We start from the raw sequence: 23,969 nt of genomic DNA on the forward strand, positions 1-23,969 counted from the left end.
CAGCATAGAACGTGAATGTGACGAAAGCTAAGGGAGAAATGGCGCCTTGTCTGTCGCGGCATGGGCCGCGCCGGTCAGCCGCCTTACTGGCTTCGGGAAAACATCGATGAGCGGGCAAGGCATGCGTCTGGAAAACAAGGTCGCCATCATCACCGGCGCAGCATCGGGTTTCGGCGAAGGCATGGCCAAGCGCTTCGCGCAGGAAGGCGCCAGGGTCGTTGTCGCCGATCTCAACGCCAAAGGGGCGGAGCGCGTCGCCGGCGAGATCGGCGAGGCGGCGATCTGGACACAGACCGATGTTTCGCTGCGCTCCGAATTCGACGAGATGGTCTATGCCGCAAAAAGCGCCTTCGGCCGCATCGACATCATGGTCAACAATGCCGGCTTCACCCATCGCAATGGCGACATGCTGAAGGTCGACGAGGAGACCTTCGACCTGATCACCGCTGTCAACATGAAGGCGATCTATCATGCGGCCCTTGCCGTGGTGCCGATCATGGACCAGCAAGGTGGTGGCGTCATCCTGACCACGGCCTCCACCGCTGGGCTCAGGCCACGGCCCGGCCTCACCTGGTACAATGCTTCGAAAGGCTGGGCGATCACCGCCACCAAGTCGATGGCGGTGGAACTCGCGCCGAAGAACATCCGCGTCAATTGCCTCTGCCCGGTCGCCGGCGAAACCGGCATGCTGGAGAAATTCATGGGCGCCGACACGCCCGAGATCCGCGAGACATTCCGTGCTTCGATCCCGCTCGGCCGGCTTTCGACGCCGCTCGACATTGCCAATGCCGCACTCTGGCTGGCGTCTGACGAAGCCGCCTTCATCACCGGCGTCGCGCTGGAGGTCGATGGCGGCCGCTGCATCTGAGGGGTATCGTCATTGCAACGCCGGTCGGTTTGCCCGCGCCCGCGACTTCGCTTTGATTTGTTCCGGCAGCATGCGCATCGCTCGGCGAGGCCGGCCTCAGCCGCAAATGCGCGGGCGCTCAGCCGCCAGTCTTGATGTAGCTCTTGTAGATCCAGCCGGTCTTGCCGTTGTAGACGATCTGGCACCATTGCTTGCAGTTCGTCACCTGCACCGATGTCCTTGCCGGCACGGTGGCGATGGCGGCTGCGTTCTTCTTCGGGCCGCTGCGCATGGTCACCGCCCTCAGGATGCGCCCATTACCGGCCGCCGCCACTTTGCGCGGCTTGGCCTTGGCCCTGCTGCCATCATCACTCGCCGCCGGCTGCTGCTCGGGCGTTTGCGGCTGCACTTGCGGGATCGCGGCGGTCTGTGCGCCATCCGGATTGCTGCCTGCCGCTGGCGCCGGCGTGGCAACCTTGGCAAGTTCGGCGGCGGCATCGGTACCGGTCGCCGATTGCGCGAATGCCGCAGTGGTAGCCGGTTTGTCCGGCGCGGACTCGGCCTGATTGGCCACCTGGCCGGGGGCCGTCGCTTGATTGGGATCAGGTGCCGCGGAAGCGGTCTTCGGCTGTGCGCTGGTCCAGCGGGGATCATTGGCCGCGAGCACCTGTATATTGCCTTGCGCTGCCGCCACGGTCGGTGAGACCTGATTGGACTTGGGCGCTGCCTTTGCCACGGTCGCCGCGGCCACCGTCGTTCCGGCAGGCACGATCTTCGTCGTCTTTACCGGAATGGCCGGAATGCTTTGTTCCTGGCTGGCGGCTGCTTGCCGCTCGCTCGTCGGCAATGCCAGCCACAGCGCCACCGCGGCCACGCCGAGCAGCGCGGCGGTGCCGACCGCTGCAATCACCAGATGCGAGTTCGAACGGACTTCCTGCCAGAAGGACGGCCGCATGTCGTATCCAAACTGCATGGCAAAGCGCCGACGTTCCGGAGCACCGAAACTGAAGGGCTCTCTCACTCTCGCCACCTCCATAAGCGGGCCGATGTTCTTTCGATCGTTGCCGGAAGTCCGGCGTCTGATCGGCATCGGTCCCAAAAATCAACACGGGCAAGCCCGCAGCAATCCCCGAATAGTCGCCCAGAAGCGCGAACCTTTCGCCCCCGATTGTGGCATCAGTACGCCATTATAGTGGATTCTGCGCCTTTGCCGGCATTTCCGCAATGTGCCGCCAGGGCAATGAATATTACAATATTACATCAGATCGTGATGGCGATTGGATCCAGCACAAGGCGCGTCGCGTCGAAACAGGTCCATGCGACTCACTTCAGGCCTATATGGTTTCCCCTAACCGGTGGGCACTTTTGGCCAATATGCCCTAGATCCGGTCGCGCAGCGCGAACCAGTTGAGCGCCAGGAACAGCAGCGGCGTGCGGAACCGACGGCCGCCGGGAAATGGCGGAATTTTCAAATCCTCGATCAGTTTCAGTCGGTCGCGATTGCCGGCAACGGTCTCGGCATAGAGCTTGCCGAAGAAGTTCGCCAGCATGACGCCGTGGCCGGAATAGCCGCCGGCCGAGATCACATTGGGCATCACTTCGCGCACGAACGGTTTCCTCGGCACGGTGATGCCGACATAGCCGCCCCAGCCATGGGTGATCTCGATATCTTTCAGCGCCGGATAGAGCTCCGCGATCTGGCGGCGGATATGGATGTGGATGTCCTTGGGGTCGTTGACGCCATAGACCTCGCGTCCGCCGAACAGCAGCCGGCCGTCCCTCGATTTGCGGAAATAGCGCACCACGAAGCGGGAATCATCGACGGACTCGCCGCCGGGCAGCACCTTCGAATCCGCCCCCAAAGGCACGGTCGCACCGATGAAGGAGCCGATCGGCATGATGTGCGCGGCACTCACCGGTTCGAGCGTGCCGCCATAGGCGTTGACCGCGATCAGGCATTTCTGCGCCGTAACGGTACCTCTTGGCGTGGAAACCCTGACTTTGCCGCCTGCGGAGACGATGCCGGTCGATGGCGTTTTTTCAAACAGTTGCGCACCGGCCAGCGCCGCCACCCGCGCCGTGCCGATCACCAGCTTCATCGGATGGATATGGCCGGTGCCGGTGTCGCGCGTGCCGCCGAAATAGGCAGTCGAGCCAAGCCGCTCCGCGGTCTCCTTCGCATCCATGAACGAGATGTGCGGATAGGAGAAGCGGCTGGCCATGGTCTCGGCATGCGCCTTGTAGTCGTCGACATAGCGCGGCTTATGCGCCACCGAGAGTTGCCCCGGCATATAGTCGATATCGATCTGGTTGATGGCGGCGAATTCCAGAAGATGCGCCTTCGCCTCCTCGGCGAGATCGAACAGCGCCCTGGCGCGGGACAGACCGTACTCCGCCTCCAGATCTTCGGCCCACGCGCGCTGCCCGGTGCCGAGCTGGCCGCCATTGCGCCCCGAAGCGCCATCACCGAAGCGATAGGCTTCGATCAAAACGACATTGGTTCCCGCCTTGGCCAGATGTGTCGCGGCCGACAAACCGGTAAAGCCGCCGCCAATGATGACGACGTCACAGGTCCGGTCGACGTCGAGCGCCGGGTATTCGGGTCTAGGTCCCGCCGTGTCTTCATACCACGAGCGGCCGGGAGAAATCGGAGATTGATAGGGCATGGGAACGCCAGCGAATCCAATGAATGGTGAATAGTGTGGATGGTGAACGGCCGCGAGAAAGCGCGTCTGCGTTCATCCATCCAGTATGAAACTACTCACCATTCACTGTTCACCATTCACGTGCCGAGTCGGCACTCAAACATTGAGCAGAAGATACTCCCGCTCCCATGGGCTGATCACTTCCATGAACGTCTCGAATTCCGCCCGCTTGATCGCCGCGTAGGTGGCGGCGAAGGACTTGCCCAGCAGCGCGCAAAGCTCCTCGTCGCCCTCGAACAGGTCGACGGCTTCAAGCAGGCTGCGCGGCAGGTCGATCTCGTGTGCATTGGCGGTCGTCAGCACGGGAGGTTCGGCCTTGATCTTCCTGGTGATGCCGATCAGCCCGCAGGCAAGCGAAGCCGCCAGCGCCAGGTAGGGATTGGCATCGGAGGACGGGATACGGTTTTCGACACGCCGCGCTGCCGGGTCGGAACGCGGCACGCGAAACGCCGTGGTGCGGTTGTCATAGCCCCATTTGTTGTTGACCGGAGCCGAGGCCGCCTGCGTCAGCCGGCGGTAGGAATTGACATAGGGCGCGAACATCACCAGCGCGTTCGGCACGTGCTTTTGCATGCCGCCGATGAAATGGAAGAACTCTTCGGTTTCCGAGCCGTCCTCGGCCGAAAAGATGTTCTTGCCGGTCTTCTTGTCGATGATCGATTGGTGGATATGCATGGCCGAGCCCGGCTGGCCCTGGATCGGCTTGGCCATGAAAGTCGCGTAGATCTCATGCTTGAGCGCGGCTTCGCGAATGGTGCGCTTGAACATGAACACCTGGTCGGCAAGTTCGATCGGATCGCCGTGGCGCAGATTGATCTCGAGCTGGCCGGCGCCCTCCTCATGGATGAGCGTGTCGATCTCCAGGCCCTGGCTTTCGGAGAAATGGTAGATGTCGTCGATCAGCTCGTCGAACTCGTTGACGCCGGCGATCGAATAGCCGGCGCCGCCGCCGATCGCGCGCCCCGAGCGGCCGACGGGCGGGGTCAGCGGATAGTCCGGGTCCGGATTCTTGCGCACCAGGTAGAACTCGATCTCGGGCGCCACCACCGGCTTCAGCCCGAGCTTGTCATAGGCGGCAAGCACGCGCTTCAACACGTTGCGCGGCGTGAACTCGACCGAGCGGCCGTCCTGGTGGACGAGGTCGCAGATGACGGCGGCCGTCGGGTCTTCTTCCCAGGGCACCACCGTCAGCGTCGACAGGTCCGGCATCAGCTTCAGGTCGCCGTCGTCTTCCGGATAGTGGAAACCGTTGCCGTCCTCGGGATAGCCGCCGGAAATCGTCGTCATGAAGACGGCCGAAGGCAGTGCCAGCGAGGTGTTCGAGGTGAATTTCTTCGACGGCATCATCTTGCCGCGCGCGACCCCAGCCTGATCAGGCGTGATGCATTCGATGTCCTCGATGCCGCGCCATTCCAGCCATTCGCTGACTTCCTTCCAGTTCTTCACACCACGCAGGTTTTTCACGAAGGCAGGCGTGCGCGCCCGTCCTCCGCGGCTCGACGGACGGACTTCCTTTTTTGCAGGCGGCATCATTCACCAGATTGGGTTGCGGATTTCGGAGTATAGCCGTGCCCCCCTGTGGAAGGGAAGGGGAGCCGCTGCCGGCATTCCTCGTTCCGGTTGAAAATCGTGTCGGTCGGCTTAGGTTCAAGCGGCTCCCAATCCGGAAGGCATCGATGCGAAACAACAACGAACTGACGACCATCGGCTTCGACGCCGACGACACGCTTTGGCAGAACGAACAGTTCTTCCGCATGACGGAGAGGCGCTTCGCCGCCATGCTTGCCGACCATGGCGAGGAGAAACAGATTTCGGCGCGGCTGCTCGAAGCCGAACGGCGCAACCTTGCCGTCTATGGCTTCGGCATCAAGGGGTTTACGCTGTCGATGATCGAAACGGCGATCGAGGTGACCGACGGGCGCGTGCCGGCTTCGGTCATAGCGCAGATTCTCGACGCCGGCCGCGAGATGCTGAGCCACCCGATCGAGGTCTTGCCGCATGTGCGTGAAACGGTGGAGACGCTCGCCGGCGCATACCGCCTCGTGCTGATCACCAAGGGCGACCTCTTCGATCAGGAGCGCAAGCTGGCTGGCTCCGGCCTCGGCGACCTGTTCGATGCGGTCGAGATCGTCAGCGACAAGAATGCCGCGACCTATTCCCGGCTCTTCAGCCGCCATGGCGACGGTCCGGCAAAGAGCATGATGGTCGGCAATTCGCTGAAGTCGGACGTGGTGCCGGCCATCGAGGCCGGCGGCTGGGGTGTCCATGTGCCGCACGAACTGACCTGGGTGCTCGAGCACGTCGAGGCGCCGCTCGCCGAGCCCCGGTTCCGCCAGATATCCGACCTCGGGCAATTGCCCACATTGGTCGAAAGTATAAAGAACCCAGCTTGATCGCAGTGTTCAGTTTTCTATTCCGATGGAAAACCCGTTAGCGGCTGATCAGGCGATCGATCACCGGTTGCAGCCGTTCGGGCGTGATCGGCTTGGCGACGACGGCGTCGATGACGCTCGACAGGCCCAGGCTCTCCGGCGTGCCGGTCTTGGTTGAAAGCAGGATGACGGGCGGAAGCGATTTGCCCGAAGCCCGCCGCAGCGTTTCGATGCCGGACATCAGATTGTCGCAGTCCTTGTTGTCGGCGCCGCCGTCCAGCACAATTACGCCCGGCACCAGGCTTCGCAAGGTCTTCGCCGCCATATCGGGCGATTCCGAGATTGGCCTGAGCCCGGATCGCTCTACGATTTTCGACACCACCACGCGATTGATCGGCGATTTCCCGACAACAAGCGCTTGCGAGGGATTGCGGATCGTCTCGGCGCTTGAATCCTGGCTCACCAGATTCGGATGTTTTGCGGTCTCGCCCTCGCTACTCACTGGGCACTCAAGTCGGCCAAGAAGCTCGCCCCTATTTCAATGCAGAGTTGAATCTGGCCGACAATTGGCGTGAGATGGCACCCCATGTCAAGTTGAAATAAAACGCTTCCGAAAACACCTCCTCCGACAGTGGAGTCAAGCAACAGTACTGTACTGCCCTGTCCATGGATCGACCGCATAAAAATAAAATTCACCTGCGCATACGCTGCGCAGGTGAAGGGTCGGTTGCAACGATTTCCGGTCAGCCATGGCTCTGCTGGGTGACAATCACCGGGATCAGCAGGTCGCCCCAATTGCCGTCGCCGCCATGGTGTCTCGCTGAGCGCACCAGCTCCACCGAGACGCCGGCCTCGACCGCCTTCATCACCGACTGGTTCAGTCTGTGCAGGTCGTTGGCGAGCATGCGGATCGTCGCCTGCTGGTCGACGCTCATCGTGGTCGATTGTTCTTCCGCACGTTCCTTGACGCGGCTTATCGATGCCATTGGTCTTCTCCTGTGTCTGAAGCCCTTTTGGGCGTTTCCTCGGTGTTTTCCGATCCGCTATTCGGCGGCCGGCTTGAACTGTGCGTGTTCGGTCGATTCATGCATGGCGGTGGTCGACGACTTGCCGCCGGTGATTGCCATCGACACGGCGTCGAAATAGCCGGTGCCGACCTCGCGCTGGTGCTTGGTCGCGGTGTAGCCATTGGCTTCCGCGGCGAACTCGGCTTCCTGCAACTCAGAATAGGCTGCCATCTGCCGTGCCTTGTAGCCACGCGCCAGTTCGAACATGCCGTAATTGAGCTGGTGGAAGCCGGCGAGCGTGATGAACTGGAACTTGTAACCCATGGCGCCGAGTTCCCTCTGGAACTTGGCGATCGTCGCGTCGTCGAGATTCTTCTTCCAGTTGAACGAGGGCGAGCAATTGTAGGCGAGCAGCTTGCCCGGATGATGCCTGCGCACACCCTCGGCGAACTTCTTGGCCTGCGCCAGGTCGGGCTTCGAGGTCTCGCACCAGATCAGGTCGGCGTGGGGTGCATAGGCGATGGCCCTCGCGATGCAAGGCTCGATGCCGTTTCTGACCTGGTAGAAGCCTTCCACCGTGCGCCCGGCATCGTAGTCGACGAAGGGCTGGTCGCGCTCGTCGATGTCGGATGTCAGAAGCTTCGCGGCTTCGGCGTCGGTGCGTGCCACGACGAGCGTCGGCGTGCCCATCACGTCTGCGGCCAGCCGCGCGGCGTTGAGGTTGCGGATATGCGCCGCGGTCGGGATCAGCACCTTGCCGCCGAGATGGCCGCACTTCTTTTCCGACGCCAGCTGGTCCTCGTAATGGACGCCGGCGGCACCCGCCTCGATGAACGCCTTCATGATCTCGAAGGCGTTGAGCGGCCCGCCGAAGCCGGCTTCGGCGTCGGCGACAATCGGCGCGAACCAGGTCTCGACCGAAAGCCCGTTGCCCTCGGAGGTCTCGATCTGGTCGGCACGCTGCAGCGTCCGATTGATGCGCTTGACCAGCTCAGGCGCGGCATTGGCCGGATAGAGCGACTGGTCGGGATACATTGCGGACGCGGTGTTGGCGTCGGCCGCGACCTGCCAGCCCGACAGGTAAATCGCCTTCAGTCCGGCGCGCACCTGCTGCATCGCCTGGTTGCCGGACATGGCGCCGAGCGCGTTGACGAAATCCTCCTCGTGGATGAGCTTCCACAGCCGGTTGGCGCCCATTTCGGCGAGGCTCTGGCGGATCTGCACCGAGCCGCGCAGCCGCTTCACATCCTCCGGCGAATAGGGACGTTCAATGCCGTCGAAGCGACCTTCCGGCGCCGAGGGAACGAGATTGTAAAAATCAGTCATGAGTCACTCCGAAGGATTGCTGCTCTTGTCCGCACGCCTGTCTTTCGGCGCATTGGGATGTGACTGAATTTACATTGCGGCGCAAAATCAGCCAGAAAAATCAGAAGATATGGCAGGAGATAAGGGAAAACCTGTGTTGCGTTTGACAGGTAGCTGCTGTAAATTTGTCATGATTGTAAAAATCAGCGGCAATGGATTGACGCGAATGCCATGTAAATTCCTGTCAAGGGCAGTCGATGGCTGAGCAGAAGATCTTCGCCGGGCCGCGCATCCGCCGCATCCGCAACGCCAAGGGCCTGACCCAGACGGCGATGGCCGAGGGGCTCGGCATCTCGCCGTCCTATCTCAACCTGATCGAGCGCAACCAGCGCCCGCTGACGGTGCAGCTGATCCTCAAGCTGGCCTCCGTCTACAAGGTCGACCCGCATGAGCTGCAGGGCGAGGCGAGGGGGTCGGTCGCGGCGTTGAAAGAGGTCTTCACCGATCCGTTGCTGGTCGGCGAATTGCCGGGAGACCAGGAACTGATCGAACTTGCCGAGGCGGCGCCCAATGCGTCGGCCGCGGTGATAAAACTGTTCCGCGCCTATCGCGAGCAGGCCGAGCGGCTGTCAGACCTCAACGAGCTCCTGGCGCGCGAGGGGCGCGCCACCGCGCTGTCCGGCGCCCGCCTGCCGATCGACGAGGTGCACGAGACCTTCGAGGGGCGGCCGAACCATTTTACGACACTTGAGGAAGAGGCTGAGGCGTTCACCGCGGTGCTCGATTCCGGCGATGATTTGTTCGGTGCCTTGAAAGCCTGGCTGAAGCGCGAATACGGCATCGTCGTCAAGGTCCTGCCGGTCGCCACCATGCCGAACTGGCGCCGCCGCTACGATCGCCATTCGCAGCGCCTGTTCCTGTCAGAGCGGCTCTCGCCATTCGACCAGCTGCGCGAAGTAGCGATGGAGGCCTGCCTGATCCGCATGACGGTTGCGGTCGCCGGCCAGATCCAGGCGCTCAAGCTGAGCACGGACGAAGCCCGCCGCCTTGCCCGCTTCGAACTCGGCCGCTATGCCGCGCATGCGTTGATGATGCCCTACCAGGCCTTTCACGCGGCCGCCGTCCGCGCACGCTACGATATCGATGTCCTGCGTTCGCGCTTCGGCGTTTCCTTCGAGCAGGCGGCGAACCGGCTGACCATGCTGCAACGGCAGGGCGCAGCGGGCGTGCCCTTCTTCATGCTGGAGGTCGATAATGCCGGAAACCGCTTCCGCAGGGCCGGCAGCCAGGGCTTTCCGCACAGCCGCTTCGGTGGCGGCTGTCCCAAGCTGCCTGTGCATGCCGCCTTCTCCCAGCCCGGCCAAGTTTTCGTCGAGGCGGTGGAAATGCCCGACGGCGCCGAGTTCCTGTGCATCGCCCGCACGCTGGAGGGGCCGCAGGGCGCCTTCTCGGAGCGTCCGCGCCGTACCGCGCTGCTGCTCGGTTGCGACATCGGCTTCCGCGACGACATCGTCTATGGCGCGGCTCTGCCCGGCGCTGCAGTCGGCGGTAAGGCTGGACCGGGCGCTCTGACGGCGACGCCGGTCGGACCCGCTTGCCGGCTTTGCGAACGCGTCGGCTGCTTGGCGCGCGCCGAACCGCCGGTAACGCGCCCGCTCGGCCTCGACGAGATGGTGACCGGCCTGAGCGCCTTCGATTTCCAGTAACGCGGCAGCAAAGGTGCCACAATCATCGCTGGTGTCTGGATCACCCGCTCTCCAAGTCTTTGCGTTACGCGAACAAAGCAGTTTTTTTTGTCGTCCCTTGCGCATCGTCCCGTCCACAAAAGCTCGACAGTCGCGCCCATGACAGACGCAGCATCATCACCGGGTCTTGTGGCATCGACTTCCTCGCCGCGCGAGGAACGTGTCGGCATGCTTTTGGTCTTCCTGTCGGCGCTGATGTGGAGTTTCGGCGGCACCATCGCCCGCTTCATCACCGTCGGTGACAGCTGGACGGTCATTTTCTGGCGCTCCGTCTGGGCCGCCGCCTTCCTGCTCTCCTTCATGGCCTGGCGTGACGGCTGGCGCGGCATGCTGAGATCGTTTCGCGACATGGGCCTGCCTGGCCTTGCCGTCGGGCTTTGCTTCACCATCGCATCGACCGCCTTCGTCGTGGCGCTCGCCTACACCACCGTCGCCAACATCCTTTTGATGCAGGCCGGCGTGCCGCTTCTGGCGGCGCTGCTTGCCTGGACGCTGTTTCGCGAGCGGGTTGGTGCCGTGACCTGGGTGGCGATCGCCGCCGTCATTGCCGGCGTCGCCATCATGGTGTCGGAATCGCTCGATGGCGCCGTCTCACCCATAGGCGACGGGCTGGCGCTGCTGATCGCCTTGATGTTCTCGATCGCCACCGTCATCACAAGGCGGTTCGCCAGCGTGCGGATGACGCCGGCGACCTGTCTCGGCACGATCCTGGCTGCGGGCTTTGCCGCCTCGCAGGCGTCGACTTTCACCGTCTCGGCCGGCGACATGGGCTTTCTCTTTGCCTTCGGCGTGGTCAATCTCGGCATTGGCCTTGCCTTGTTCGCCACCGGCGCGCGGCTGATCCCGGCGGCCCTCGCGGCTCTGCTCGGCACATTCGAGCCGATCCTTGGGCCGATATGGGTCTGGCTCATCCATTCCGAGGTGCCGTCCGGGCGCACCATCATCGGCGGCGCGGTGGTGGTCACGGCGCTGCTCGTCCATATCGGGCTCGAGTTCAAGCGCCAGGCGCGGCCGCGGCGGCCAGGGGTCACCGGGGTGCCGTCGCCGAATTGATGCAAGCCGCTGAAGCTTTGCCATTGACAACGTTGCTGCCGCCCGGGCAGGCTGGGAGCACGGCAACAACAAGACAGGCGTATCTTGCCAAGTCTCCCCGGCGGCCCGATCGAGACCGCTTCATATTTCTGTATTTCTGTCCGCACGGCGGCGAGAGCTTCTGACGGCGCCGTGATTCCCTCCAGCCCGGGACAATTGCGCGGCCGCGACCGTCGCTCCAATCGGCGCTTGTTGTCCCCTGGAAAGCTCAATAGTCTGAAACAAATGCCCGGCCGCGCGCCTGTCGCGACGAGCCGGCGATGGAACACTCACCAAAGGAGAATAGCATGATCCGCAAAGCGCTCTGGCTTTCGGCGACCTCGGTATTTCTGACATTGTTCACACCTGCCGGGCATGCCGAGGACCGCGTCGTCAACGTCTTCAACTGGTCCGATTACATCGACCCGACGATCATCGACGACTTCACCAAGAAGACCGGCATCAAGGTCGTCTACGACACGTTCGATTCGAACGAGATCCTTGAAACCAAGCTGCTCGCCGGCGGCAGCGGCTATGACGTCGTCGTGCCGAGCGGCAATTTCCTTGCCCGCCAGATCCAGGCCGGCGTGTTCCAGAAGCTCGACAAGTCGAAACTGCCGAACCTCTCCAACATGTGGGACACGGTTTCGCAAAGGACCGCCAAATACGACCCGGGCAATGAGTATTCGATCAACTACATGTGGGGCACGGTCGGCATCGGCTACAACATCAAGAAGGTGCAGGCCGCGCTCGGCACCGACAAGATCGACAGCTGGGACGTGTTCTTCAATCCCGAAAGCCTCGCCAAGCTGAAGGATTGCGGTGTCTACGTGCTGGATTCGCCAGCCGACATCATTCCGGCGGCGTTGAAATATGTCGGCCTCGACCCGAACAGCACCTCGCCCGACGACATCGCCAAGGCCGAGGAAGCGCTGATGAAGGTCCGTCCCTTCATCCGGAAGTTCCACTCGTCCGAGTACATCAACGCCTTGGCCAATGGCGATATCTGCCTGGCGGTCGGCTGGTCGGGTGACGTCTTCCAGGCGCGCAACCGTGCCAACGACGCCAAGCAAGGCGTGGAGATCGGCTATTCCGTGCCGAAGGAAGGCGCCCAGATGTGGTTCGACCAGATGGCGATCCCTGCCGATGCGCCGCATGTCGCCGAAGCGCATGAATTCCTCAACTACATGATGACGCCGGAAGTGATCGCCAAATCGTCGAATGCCGTGCTCTACGCCAACGGCAACAAGGCTTCGCAGCAGTTCGTCGACAAGGCACTGCTGAGCGACCCGGCCGTCTATCCGGACGACGCGACCCTGCAGAAGCTCTACACGGTCTCTCCTTACGATCCCAAGACCCAGCGCATCATCACGCGCACCTGGACCAAGATCGTTACCGGCCAATAAGCATTTGAAGCGACCCCGACAGACAACTGCCGGGGTCGCGTTTTTTGGGGAATCAATAAGCACGGAGTGGGGATATGAAATCGCTTGGCAGCATCCGCAGGGATTTCGCGCCATGGAACGACCCGAACGCCAAGCCATACATCCAGTTCGACAAAGTCACCAAGAAGTTCGGCGACTTCACCGCCGTCAACAATCTGTCGCTGACCATCTTCGAGCGCGAATTCTTCGCCCTGCTTGGCGCCTCGGGTTGTGGCAAGTCGACGCTGCTGCGGATGCTTGCCGGCTTCGAGGAACCGACGGCCGGCCGCATCCTGCTTGATGGCCAGGATTTGCGCGGCATTCCGCCCTATCGCCGGCCGGTCAACATGATGTTCCAGTCCTATGCGCTGTTCCCGCATATGACGGTGGAGAACAACATCGCCTTCGGCCTCAAGCAGGAAGGCATGCCCAAGCCCGATATCGAAAAGCGCGTCGCCGAGATGCTGAAGTTGGTCAAGCTCGAGCAGTTCGCCAAGCGCAAGCCGCACCAGCTTTCCGGTGGCCAGCGCCAGCGCGTCGCGCTTGCCCGCTCGGTCGCCAAGCGGCCGAAGGTGCTGCTGCTCGATGAGCCGCTGGGCGCCCTCGACAAGAAGCTGCGCGAAGAAACCCAATTCGAACTGATGGATTTGCAGCAGGAGCTCGGTCTCACCTTTGTGGTCGTCACCCATGACCAGGAAGAAGCGATGACCATGGCCGATCGCATCGCCATCATGGACAAGGGCGAGGTCATGCAGGTTGCGACGCCGGCGGAAGTCTATGAAGCCCCGGCCTCGCGCTTCGTCGCCCATTTCGTCGGCAATGTGAACATGTTCGAGGGCAAGGTCGCCGAGCGGTCGGCCAACACCACCCGCATCACTGGCGCGACAGGTGCCCAGATCGTCGTCGAGAATGGCGGCGCGGCCGCCGCGGCCAATGCCGATATCGTCTTCGCCATCAGACCGGAGAAGATCAAGGTCTCGTCGAAGAAGCCCGCCGATGCCGTCAACGCGCTGGAAGGCGAGGTCTATGACGTTGCCTATCTCGGCGACATGACCGTCTACCACATCAGGCTCGACGACGGGCAGATCATCAGGGCAAGCGCCCTGAACGCGGCGCGCGTGACCGAGGATCCGCTGACCTGGAACGACCGCGCCTGGGTGTCCTTCCGACCCGACGCCGGCGTCGTGCTGGCACGGTAGGGGGCTGATATGTCCAACATCGCCGTCACCGATGCCGCCGCGCCATCGACTGCCGCCAAGCCGTTACTGACCCGCCTGGGTGCCGGCTTCGTCAACCGGCTCGTCATCATCGTCCCCTATCTCTGGCTGCTGTTCTTCTTCCTCATTCCCTTCGTCATCGTCTTCAAGATTTCACTGTCGCAGACGGCGATCGCCATGCCGCCCTACACGCCGGTGCTCGATTTCAGCGACGGCGTCTCCGGCTTCTTCGCCGGCTTCCGCGACCTCAACTTCGACAATTATGTCTGGCTGACGCAGGACGCGCTTTATTTCAAGGCCTATGTGACGAGCGTCATCATTGCCGCGATCTCGACCGTCCTGACGCTGATCGTCGGCTACCCCATCGCCTATGGCATGTCACGTGCGCCGGCCACCATCCGCCCGACCTTGCTGATGCTGGTCATCCTGCCGTTCTGGACCTCGTTCCTGATCCGCGTCTATGCCTGGATCGGCATCCTCAAGCCCGAGGGCCTGCTCAACCAGTTGCTCTTGTCGCTGCACATCATCAACCAGCCTCTGGTCATCCTCAACACCTATACGGCGATCTTCATCGGCATCGTCTATTCCTATCTGCCGTTCATGGTGCTGCCGCTCTATTCGTCGCTGGAAAAGATGGATTATTCGCTGATCGAAGCGGCCAAGGATCTCGGCTGCCCGCCGACATCAGCCTTCTGGAAGATCACTTTCCCGCTGTCGCTGCCGGGCGTCATTGCCGGCTGCCTTCTGGTGTTCATCCCGGCCGTCGGCGAGTTCGTCATCCCCGATCTGCTCGGCGGCTCGTCCACGCTGATGATCGGCAAGACGCTGTGGAACGAGTTCTTCGCCAACCGCGACTGGCCAGTGTCGTCGGCCGTCGCCGTCATCCTGCTGCTGTTGCTCACCGTGCCGATCATGCTTTTCCAGCAGGCACAGGCGCGTGCCCAGGAGCAGGGCAAATGAACGCCACCTGGAGCCGCTTCAACGTCACCTCGATCGTGCTTGGCTTTGCCTTCCTGTACCTGCCGATCGTGCTGCTCATCGTCTTCTCGTTCAACGAATCCAAGCTTGTCACCGTCTGGGGCGGCTTCTCGACCAAATGGTATGTGTCGCTGTTCCACAATCAGGGCCTGATGGATGCGACCTGGGTCACGGCGCGTGTTGGCGTCATTTCGGCGACGGTGGCGACCGTGCTCGGCACGCTGGCGGCACTCACCCTGACGCGCTACACGCGGTTCCGGGGCAGGGTGCTGTTTTCCGGCATGGTCTTCGCACCGCTGGTCATGCCGGAAGTCATCACCGGCCTGTCGCTGCTGTTGCTCTTCGTTGCCGTGGGTCTCGACCGCGGCTTCTTCACGGTGACGCTCGCCCACATCACGCTGACAATGTGCTTCGTCGCCGTCGTCGTGCAATCGCGCCTGGTTTCCTTCGACCGGTCGCTGGAGGAGGCGGCGATGGATCTCGGCGCAACGCCGGCCAAGACTTTCTTTCAGATCACGCTGCCGGTCATCCTGCCGGCGATCGTCTCCGGCTGGATGCTGGCCTTTACGCTATCGCTCGACGATCTGGTCATCGCCAGTTTCACCTCGGGCCCGGGCGCCACGACGCTGCCGATGAAAATCTACAGCCAGGTCCGTCTCGGCGTGACGCCGGAGATCAACGCCGCCTGTACCATCCTGATCGCCGTCGTCGCGGTAGGCGTCATCATCGCTTCGATCGCCAACAAGCGACGTGAGGTGCAGCGCCAGCTCGACGAACAAGCGGCGCAGCGCGGGTGAGCATGATCCCGAAAAGTGGAAGCGGGTTTTCGGGCAAGATCATGCTCAACTAAACGGAGGCATGATCCCGAAAGCCATGCCCTCGGGCCTGATCCGTCCAAGCTCGCTTCTATTCGCCCGAAACGCCGCGGCTTATCGGGGAAATGAACGGCGTGTTCCAGGTTCCGCCGACGAAGAAGGACGACTGGTTGGGCCCTTGCTGGCCGGTCTTTTGCGTCGTCGCCTGGTCTGGCTGGATGACGCCGCCGGACAGTGCCAGCCCGCGCCCCGCATAGGAGGCGATGCCGGAGAGCCAGATCTTGTATTTCGCCGAATTGGCCTCGGCCTTGTCGAGCCTCGCCACGCCGCGCGAAATGGTCGCCTTCACTTCGGCGCCGTCGATAGGCAGCGTGCCGTCCGAAACATCGTCGAGCGCGAAGAAGCCGCCCTGTTCGGTATGCTTGAGAAAGGCCGGCAGGTTGAACTTGCTGAGCGCGCCGGGGCCGAAGGTTGCCGAGACCGAGCCGTCGGCGTTTTCAAAGATCGAATCCCAGGTCCTGCCCGGCCCCTTGAGGATGACCGAAACGGTGCCTGTGCCGACCGGCACCAGCCGGGTCATACCGGCCGCCGTAGCGAACGCGCCGCCGTCGACGTCGGACGCAAGAAGCCGGATCTCGACCTGCGTGCCCTCGGGCTTGCGATCGAAACGAAGGCTGGTCTGGATGTTGCCGCCAAAGGCCGAGGCGTCGGAAATATCGAAGACGGAAAGACCGTCCTTGACCTGGGCGGTGGCGGCGACATCGGCGAGCTGTATGGTGCCAGCCGTGGCATGCGCCGCCGACAACCTGAGATCGAGATTGACCCGGTCGGCGAAATTGGTCTCGACGTCACCTGGTCCAGCCCCGCTCGCCGGCCCCAGTGGTGTGAAGGCGGACAGGAATGATCTGAGGTCGAGCGTGTCGAAGGCGAGCGTACCCGAGATCACCGGCTGGGCGTCGCCAAGCGACAGGTCCAGCGCGCCCATGCCCGGATTGTTGTCCAGCGCCAGCGCGGTGTTCTCGAATTTGATGCGTCCGGCCGACGCCGTGACCTTGCTCGAAATGCTGACGGAGCCGATCGCAGCACTTGGCGCGATGCCGGCCTGCGACCATTCCAGCACGCGGCGCAGCGAAGGCGCCGCGAACTTCACCTGGCCGTCGAAATAGGCGTTCTCGGACATGCTGGCCGCGCCGTCGAAGGAGAAGGTGGCTGGCGCGGCCTTGAAGGACAGGGTGAGCGGCGCCACGCCGCCGGCAAACAGCACCAGCGGCTTCGGCGAGGCAGCGTCAAGCGCGACGCTTTCGCCACGCCAGATCCCGGTTGCCGACAGTGTGGCATTGCTGTTCATCGCCGCCCAATTCGCCTGGCCGCTGAGGCTGCTCAGGATTTCCACGTCCTTGCCGTCGACGGAAGCCACCATGCGGCCGTCCCTGAATTCAACCGTGCCGAAGGCGTCGGTCGGCAGCTTGTCGAGATCGGGCTTGGCGGGGTCGGCATTGACCACGCCGCGCGCCGTGTCGATGGAGCGCGCGATGCGGCCTCCGGTCGGTGCCGTGGGCAGGAACAGGCCATCCGCCGTGCGCTGGACCCGGATCGTCGGCCGCACCAGCCGCGCTGTGGAGAACGCCACGTCGCCCTGCAAGGCCGCCATGGCCGAGAGGTCGATTTCCACCCGTTCGGCCTCGACGACCGGCGGCGCATCGGTGTCCGTCCACTTGGACAGCGTCACGTCGGTCAGGATTGCCCGGAATTTCGGCCAGACCTCGATGCGCGGCGAGCCTTCGATGGCGACCCGGAAGCCGCTCCAGGCGCTCATTTCCCAGGCGATGCGGTCGCGCACGATGCGCGTCGAGGCGATCAGCGGCAGGGTGGCGACCACCAGAGCGATGACGATCACGGCAGCGCCGATCGCCCATACTCCGCGGCGGATCAAGGATGATGGCATCTCGCCCTATATGCTTCCGTTCCGATAAATCGCCCGACAGATATAACCCCAGTCGTCACTACGACTTAGGACTGAGGCATTTCAAGTCTTTATGGCCCGGCGATGGCATTTGCGCACACCTGAGGGTATCGGCCCAACAAAATCTTGCTCTGCTGCGCTGCGATATGCATAAGCGATGACGACCGAGGAGGATCGATTATGGCTGCCGAAGTACCGCTCTGGACCCCAACGCAAGACCGGATCGACGCTTCGCCATTGACAGCTTTCATGAAGGCGGCGGAGGCGAAAGCCGGCACTTCCTTGGCTTCCTACGCCGAGTTGCATCGCTGGTCGGTCGAGGATCGCGAAGCGTTCTGGAGCCTGGTCTGGGACTTTTCCGGCATTGCCGGCGAAAAGGGCAAGCATATGCTCGCCGATGGCGACAAAATGCCGGGTGCCTCCTTCTTCCCCGACGCGACGCTGAATTTCGCCGAGAACCTGTTGAAGAAGACCGGCGCCGGCGAGGCGATCGTGTTTCGCGGCGAGGACAAGGTCGAACGGCGGCTGTCCTGGAACCAGCTGCAGGGGCTGGTCTCGCGCCTGCAGCAGCTTTTCCTGTCGCTCAAGGTCAAGAAAGGCGACCGCATTGCCGCGATGATGCCCAACATGCCCGAAACCGTCGCCGCCATGCTGGCGGCTGCCTCGATCGGCGCGGTGTGGTCGTCCTGCTCCCCGGATTTCGGCGAGCAGGGCGTGCTCGACCGGTTCGGCCAGATCGAACCTGTCATCTTCATCGCGCCCGACGGCTATTGGTACAATGGCAAGGCGATCGAGGTCGCCGACAAGGTCGCGGCGGTCGCGGCCAAGCTCGGCAGCGTCCGTAAGGTCCTGCTCGTCGATTATCTCGGCACGTCGGTCGACGTGGCCGCAACCATCGACAAGGCGGTGGCGATGGACGAGGCGCTGTCGCCCTTCGCCGTCAAATCCGTCACCTTCGAGCGGCTGCCATTTTCGCATCCGCTCTACATCCTGTTTTCGTCAGGAACCACCGGCATTCCCAAATGCATCGTCCATTCGGCCGGCGGCACGCTGATCCAGCATGTCAAGGAACACCGGCTGCATGCCGGCCTGGTCGACGGCGACCGCTTCTTCTATTTCACCACCTGCGGCTGGATGATGTGGAACTGGCTGGTGTCGGGCCTCGCTTCGGGGGCGACGCTGCTGCTTTATGACGGTTCGCCCTTCTACCCCGACGGCAATGTCCTGTTCGACTTCGCCGATGCCGAGAAGATGACCTTCTTCGGCACCTCGGCCAAGTTCATCGATTCCGTGCGCAAGGCCGGCCTCAAGCCGATCCGCAGCCATGATCTTTCGAGTGTGCGGGCGATTTCGTCCACCGGTTCGCCGCTGTCGCCCGAGGATTTCCGCTTCGTCTATGACGGCATCAAGAAGGACGTGCATCTCGCCTCGGTTTCCGGCGGCACCGACATCGTCTCCTGCTTCGTGCTCGGCGTGCCGACGCAAGCTGTCTGGACCGGCGAGATCCAGGGACCCGGCCTCGGCCTGGCTGTCGATGTCTGGGATGACGACGGCAGGCCGATCCGGCAGGAGAAGGGCGAACTGGTCTGCACCAAGGCGTTCCCGTCCATGCCAATCGGTTTCTGGAACGACCCGGACGGCAAGAAGTACCAGGCGGCCTATTTCGAGCGTTTCGACAATGTCTGGTGCCATGGCGATTTCGCCGAATGGACCGTGCATGGCGGCATGATCATCCATGGCCGTTCCGATGCCACGCTCAATCCGGGCGGCGTGCGCATCGGCACGGCGGAGATCTACAACCAGGTCGAGCAGATGCCGGAAATCCTGGAAGCGCTATGCATCGGCCAGGATTTCGACAATGACGTGCGCGTCGTGCTGTTCGTGCGGCTGGCCGCGGGCGTCAAGCTGGATGAGGATCTGGAAAAGCGCATCCGTGCCAAGATCCGCAGCGGCGCCAGCCCCCGTCACGTGCCGGCCAAGATCGTCGCCGTATCGGATATTCCGCGCACCAAGTCGGGCAAGATCACCGAACTCGCCGTGCGCGACGTCGTGCATGGCCGCGCCATCAAGAACAAGGAAGCGCTCGCCAACCCGGAAGCGCTGGAGCTGTTCAGGAACCTGCCGCAGCTGGCGAGTGACCCCGACCGGCATGGTTAACGAACTATGTCGCGGGAATTTACCTAGATTTCACGAGTGGTACACATTCGTAAATTTTTCGACGAGCCGGTAAGGACTTGTTAAGGCCCGACCCCGATAGTCGCATGTAACTTGAGGGAGAAATCCCGTTCCTCAGCCCCCGGAGGATCTGAATTCGCTCAAGCCCCCGTTGTGACAGCAATCCCATCTCTTAAGGCGTCCTTTGGGCGCCTTTTCTTTTGGGCGTGCTATTCCGCAAGCACCCGGGTCGAGGGAAAAGCGACCTCCACCAGCGTGCCTTCGCCGGGCGTCGAATTGATGGTGAAGCGGGCGCGGTTTGCCTCCACCATCGCCTTGGTCAGCGGCAGGCCGAGACCGGTGCCGTCGCCACGCCCGCGCTTCAGCGCGTTGATCTGCTTGAACGGCTTCAGCGCCTGTTCGATCTCGGCCTGGCTCATGCCGATGCCGGTGTCGCGCACGCGCATGACGACGTCGCCCGAGGTTTCATAGGCGGTCGAGACGATCACCTGGCCGCCGGCCTGGGTGTAGCGGATGGCGTTGGACAGGATGTTGAGCGCGATCTGGCGCACACTGCGCAGGTCGGCCACCACCTCCGGCAGTCGCGAGGCGAAGCTGGAGCGGATGATGACGCGTTCGCGGTTGGCTTGCGGCTGCATCATTGCCACGGTCTCGGCCAGCGTGTCGTTGAGCGACACCGCCTCATAGGCCATCTCCTGCTGGCCGGCCTCGATCTTCGAGATGTCGAGCAAGTCGTTGACCAGGTCGAGCACATGGTTGCCAGAGCGGTTGATGTCGCGCAGATAGTCGCGGTAACGGTCATTGGCGACCGGTCCGAACTTCTCGTCGACCATCAGTTCGGAGAAACCGATGATGGCATTGAGCGGCGTGCGGATCTCGTGGCTGATGCGGGCCAGGAAATCGGTCTTCTGCGAGGAAGCCCGTTCGGCCACCGCACGCGCCTGGGTGAGATCTTCCTCGGCTCGCTTCCACTGCGTGATGTCGCGCACGACGGCACAGAAACCGCTGTCATTGGGCAGCCGGCCGATGGTCATGAACAGCGGGATGAAGCGCCCCTGCGCTTCGCGCCCGATCACCTCGCGGCCGTCATTCATTACACTCGCCACGCCGGGCTCGGACAGTCCAGCGAGATAGTCGCGCGCCGCGCGCTGGCTCTCGATGGCGAACAGCGAGGCGAACGGCTTGCCGGCCACCTCGTCGCTGTCAAAACCGAACAGCGCCTCGGCTGGGCGGCTGATCGAGCGGATGGTGCCGTCGCTGCCGATCAGCACGACGCCGTCGGTGGCGGTGTCGATGATGGTGCGCATCTCGGCGATGCGGGCCTTGAGCTCGGAAATGTCGGGCTGCGTCGGCTCCTCGCCGACCGCGTGCAGGACCACAGGCGCGTCATCCTCGCCGGAGCGGCGCACGACCAGCATCAGTGCCTTGCCCTCGCGCCAGGGAACGGAACGCAGGATGGCGTCGATCGGGAATTCCTGTCCGCCGTGCGTCCTCAGCCGCAGCGCCCGGTCGCTGCCGTCGGAGGCGCCATCATCGGCGTAGGGGTCTGCAAACAGCGCGCCCAGGCCGCCGGCATCCTCGAGGTCGTCGAGGGCGGCGTAGCCGGTCAGGTTCAGGAACTCTTCATTGGCATAGTGCAGCTGGTCGCCCGAATGGATGAGCAACGGCACCGGCAGCTTGCCAAGCAGCAAGGTGTCCGGAGCCTTGCTCTCGTCGCCGACGGAAAACGCTGATGGCACGAACCCTTCGGTCTTGAGCGGCGGCACCTGCAGGCGTGGACGCTGAATCTCGGCTGCATCGCCTGCGCCGACAATCTCAGCGGCTGGCGGAATGGCTTGCCCGTCGGAGACAGTCGATGGCGCAACATGCTCTGGGGTCTGATCATCAGCCCTGGCATCTTCTGCGCCGTCACTCCAATCCTCATTGTCTTCGGCATCGCGAAAATCGGCCGACGTCATGCTGTCATCGTCGTCGGCCGCAACATGTCCGGCGTCCGAAACTGCCGGTTCATCATCAATCGCAGTGGGCTCGGCACGTTCCGATTCTGCCGCTACGGGTTCTGAAACCGGGAGCCCGTCATTGTCCGCGACGGGGCTGGGCTCATCGGCGCGATCGGCGTAGCTGAGCAGCGAGCCTGTTACACCGGCCGGCGTGTCGGCATGCGCCTCGTGAACCATGTCGTCCGGATGGGCGCCGTCGAGCCGTGCGAGATCCGCCTCGTCCTCGGCATCGGTCTCGGACGGCTCGGCCAGTACCGCGTCGCTCCCTGGTTCCGTAGGCGGGATTTCGCCGGCTTCTGCCGGCTCCTGATCCGGGACAGCGTCAGGCGTCGACGCAACCTCGCGGATGGGCTCGATCGGAGCCTCTGTCTTCGCAACCGGAACTTCCGCAGCTGTTTCCGCGGTGGGCGCAGCCGGCGCCTTGGTCGCTGGTTCCGACGGGATTTCGGCGCTGGGCCTCTCGGCCTCCGGCGGCTCGGCCGGCGCACTGTCTTTCTTCAGCCGCTCGCCGATCTCACGGAAGGCGCTGCGCTCCAGCGTCGACAGCCCCTTGTCGTTGGCCGGCTGCCGGTGTTCGGCCAGCCGGATGACCTTGTCGGCAAAGCGCCGCTCCTGTTTCGGCACGATGGTCAGCGCCGGCACCTCGCCCTTGAACGGGTCCGCCGCGTTTGGTTCCTCGGCCTTCGGCTCTTCCGTCTTCGGCTCTTTAGCGGGAGGCTCGACGGCTTCCGGTTCCGGCGTCGCCGGCGCCTTGCCGTTGGGCACCAGGGCCATGCCGATCGCCTCTGGATCGACGACCGCATCGCCGGTTCGCGCTACGCCGAAGCCGCGAAAACCTTCGAAGGCACGGCTGCGGCCATAGACGGGCAAAGCCGCCAGGTCGACGGGGATCTTCAGGTCCGTGCCGACGACTGGCCACAGCACGGAGCGGCCGGACCAGGTGTCGCGCCGTTCCAAGAGGCCGGCGATCTCGCCGGACGCGTCAAGGCCGAAGGCCGCGGCGACATCCCTGAAGCGCCGGCCGATCACATCGGCGGCCGGCTTGCCGACAATGTCGGCGAACTCCGGCGATAGCGCGCTGAATTTGCCCTCGGCGTCGGTGCGCCAGACGAAGCGCAGCGGCGCTGCCGAACGGTCTATCGTCCGGGCAGCCGGGCTTGCGACCGGCGCAGCAGGCGGGGCGGCTTCGTCCTGCTTCGCGCTGGAAGCCTCGCCGCCGATCGCTTCGACCTCGTTGCTCGGCGCCGACGCGGGTCGCGCGTCATCCTCGCCGGCATGGAAATACCAATGATCGTGCTGTGCGGGCGCGCCCCCCGGCACCGGCTGATCGTTGTCGGCGGCAACCGGTGTCGGCCCGGTCGGCTCCGCAATCGCTTGTGTTGCCGGTTCCGGCATATCTGCGGCCACGGGATCGGAAGGAGCAGACTGCTCAATCTCTGCAGTGGCGGGGGGTGGCTCGATCGCTTCTGCCTGCGAAACATCCGCTGTCGGCTGATTGTCCTGGTGAGGCTCGGATTCTGCGGCGGCCTTTTCTACCGCTGTTGTTTCACCGCCGATCTCGTTGGCGGGGCTTTCCGCTGCTGCGGGGAGGGTGTTTGCCGAGGCTTCCGCAGCAGAAGCGTTGTCCTCAAGCTGATTCTCGTCAATCACCACCAGGAGATGCCGCTCCGGCGTCAGCCGTGCGAGGCCAGCCGGGTAGGAGGTGTTGCCGCCCGGAACGAGGCGCTTGACGATGCGCTCGTCCTCGGCAGCGACATCGGCCACCAAAGCGGCCAGCGTTGCCGGCTGGATGCCGAGCTTCGAAAATCCGTCCGACGCCGCCTCGACATTGCCCCCGGCATCGATGAAGGCGATGAAATGGCCGTCTTCGGTGAAGCCGCTGATCGCCCGGCTGGCGATCTCGGCGGCGCTGCGCGAGCCTGTCTGGGCTGCAGGCACCGCCAGCATGATCGCCTTCTCGTCGTCGGGCAGGGTCACGGCACTTGCCTGGAAGCCGATGGTGCGGCTGGTCATGCCGGTCGCCAATCTGACGGTGATGCCGCGATCGCTGCCGATCTCGGGAAAGCCGCTGGTCGCCATGATCTGGCGGCGAGCGATCAGCGGCAACTGTGCCGAGGCGCCTATGATCGCTTCGATGTCGGGATAGCCGAACAGGGCGGCGCCCGGCCCATTGGCCCAGATCACGTGCTCCAGATCCACCGACAGGATCGCGATCGCGTCGCCGGCGGCAAAGCGCTGGCGCACTGCGTCAAGCACGGCGACGTCGAGAAAGGAATATTCGGACGGCATGCGCTTGGCGAACCCTCACGGAGCGGCGAAATTTGCAGTTAACGCTTTGTTAATAA

The 23,969-nt window shown here is 63.3% G+C and carries 17 protein-coding genes; 9 read left to right on the forward strand and 8 right to left on the reverse strand.

The features are described from left to right. Positions 1-121 precede the first annotated feature (121 nt). Positions 122-868, forward strand: a complete 747-nt coding sequence (locus tag AC04SF_RS25505; RefSeq protein WP_096458640.1) for an SDR family oxidoreductase — start codon at positions 122-124, stop codon at positions 866-868. 118 nt (positions 869-986) lie between these two features. Here the strand turns inward: AC04SF_RS25505 and AC04SF_RS25510 are convergent, their stop codons facing one another. From AC04SF_RS25510 to AC04SF_RS25520, 3 genes are all read right to left on the reverse strand, one after another. After that, complete coding sequence (locus tag AC04SF_RS25510; protein WP_488480023.1) at positions 987-1,868, reverse strand: SH3 domain-containing protein; 882 nt, start codon at positions 1,866-1,868, stop codon at positions 987-989. Between the two features lie 358 nt (positions 1,869-2,226). Beyond that, positions 2,227-3,513 (reverse strand): NAD(P)/FAD-dependent oxidoreductase, encoded by a 1,287-nt coding sequence (locus tag AC04SF_RS25515; RefSeq protein WP_488480024.1) that lies wholly within the window; start codon positions 3,511-3,513, stop codon positions 2,227-2,229. A 135-nt stretch (positions 3,514-3,648) separates the two neighbouring features. After that, positions 3,649-5,085 (reverse strand): glutamine synthetase family protein, encoded by a 1,437-nt coding sequence (locus AC04SF_RS25520; protein ID WP_179297790.1) that lies wholly within the window; start codon positions 5,083-5,085, stop codon positions 3,649-3,651. Between the two features lie 143 nt (positions 5,086-5,228). Here AC04SF_RS25520 and AC04SF_RS25525 point away from each other — a divergent pair, with 143 nt between their 5' ends. Continuing rightward, the gene (locus AC04SF_RS25525; RefSeq protein WP_488480025.1) at positions 5,229-5,945 is read left to right on the forward strand and encodes an HAD family hydrolase; all 717 of its coding nucleotides are present in this window, start codon (positions 5,229-5,231) and stop codon (positions 5,943-5,945) included. A gap of 37 nt (positions 5,946-5,982) precedes the next feature. Here AC04SF_RS25525 and AC04SF_RS25530 read toward each other — a convergent pair whose 3' ends face one another. The 3 genes from AC04SF_RS25530 to aceA form a co-directional block, all read right to left on the reverse strand. Next, entirely contained in the window at positions 5,983-6,426 is a 444-nt protein-coding gene (locus AC04SF_RS25530) for a response regulator (RefSeq protein ID WP_488480026.1), read from the reverse strand. Positions 6,427-6,667: 241 nt separating this feature from the next. Continuing rightward, complete coding sequence (locus tag AC04SF_RS25535; protein WP_006202762.1) at positions 6,668-6,910, reverse strand: SMc00767 family acetate metabolism repressor; 243 nt, start codon at positions 6,908-6,910, stop codon at positions 6,668-6,670. 57 nt (positions 6,911-6,967) lie between these two features. Next, the gene (gene aceA, locus AC04SF_RS25540; RefSeq protein ID WP_224690919.1) at positions 6,968-8,257 is read right to left on the reverse strand and encodes an isocitrate lyase; all 1,290 of its coding nucleotides are present in this window, start codon (positions 8,255-8,257) and stop codon (positions 6,968-6,970) included. Between the two features lie 236 nt (positions 8,258-8,493). Between aceA and AC04SF_RS25545 the strand changes: the two genes are divergently transcribed. The 6 genes from AC04SF_RS25545 to AC04SF_RS25570 all read left to right on the forward strand — a co-directional run bounded on the left by AC04SF_RS25545 (position 8,494) and on the right by AC04SF_RS25570 (position 15,468). Beyond that, positions 8,494-9,942, forward strand: a complete 1,449-nt coding sequence (locus AC04SF_RS25545; protein WP_488480027.1) for a helix-turn-helix domain-containing protein — start codon at positions 8,494-8,496, stop codon at positions 9,940-9,942. 138 nt (positions 9,943-10,080) lie between these two features. Then, complete coding sequence (locus AC04SF_RS25550; protein ID WP_488480028.1) at positions 10,081-11,034, forward strand: DMT family transporter; 954 nt, start codon at positions 10,081-10,083, stop codon at positions 11,032-11,034. A 326-nt stretch (positions 11,035-11,360) separates the two neighbouring features. Next, entirely contained in the window at positions 11,361-12,458 is a 1,098-nt protein-coding gene (locus tag AC04SF_RS25555; RefSeq protein ID WP_488480029.1) for a polyamine ABC transporter substrate-binding protein, read from the forward strand. A gap of 74 nt (positions 12,459-12,532) precedes the next feature. Beyond that, positions 12,533-13,675 (forward strand): ABC transporter ATP-binding protein, encoded by a 1,143-nt coding sequence (locus AC04SF_RS25560; protein ID WP_202351403.1) that lies wholly within the window; start codon positions 12,533-12,535, stop codon positions 13,673-13,675. A gap of 9 nt (positions 13,676-13,684) precedes the next feature. Beyond that, positions 13,685-14,653 (forward strand): ABC transporter permease subunit, encoded by a 969-nt coding sequence (locus AC04SF_RS25565; RefSeq protein ID WP_096454187.1) that lies wholly within the window; start codon positions 13,685-13,687, stop codon positions 14,651-14,653. Continuing rightward, positions 14,650-15,468 (forward strand): ABC transporter permease, encoded by an 819-nt coding sequence (locus tag AC04SF_RS25570; protein WP_019860323.1) that lies wholly within the window; start codon positions 14,650-14,652, stop codon positions 15,466-15,468. Before AC04SF_RS25565 ends, AC04SF_RS25570 begins: the two co-directional genes overlap by 4 nt. 109 nt (positions 15,469-15,577) lie before the next feature. Here the strand turns inward: AC04SF_RS25570 and AC04SF_RS25575 are convergent, their stop codons facing one another. Continuing rightward, positions 15,578-17,431: an AsmA family protein gene (locus tag AC04SF_RS25575; RefSeq protein ID WP_488480030.1), complete on the reverse strand. Its 1,854-nt coding sequence runs from the start codon at positions 17,429-17,431 to the stop codon at positions 15,578-15,580. A 198-nt stretch (positions 17,432-17,629) separates the two neighbouring features. Here AC04SF_RS25575 and AC04SF_RS25580 point away from each other — a divergent pair, with 198 nt between their 5' ends. Continuing rightward, positions 17,630-19,606: an acetoacetate--CoA ligase gene (locus AC04SF_RS25580; RefSeq protein ID WP_488480031.1), complete on the forward strand. Its 1,977-nt coding sequence runs from the start codon at positions 17,630-17,632 to the stop codon at positions 19,604-19,606. A 227-nt stretch (positions 19,607-19,833) separates the two neighbouring features. On the opposite strand, the gene AC04SF_RS25585 is transcribed toward AC04SF_RS25580, so the two are convergent. After that, on the reverse strand, positions 19,834-23,913 hold the full coding sequence (locus tag AC04SF_RS25585) for a PAS domain S-box protein (protein WP_488480032.1): 4,080 nt from the start codon (positions 23,911-23,913) through the stop codon (positions 19,834-19,836). Positions 23,914-23,969: the final 56 nt, after the last annotated feature.

It is taken from the genome of Mesorhizobium sp. CNPSo 4671 (assembly GCF_057784245.1).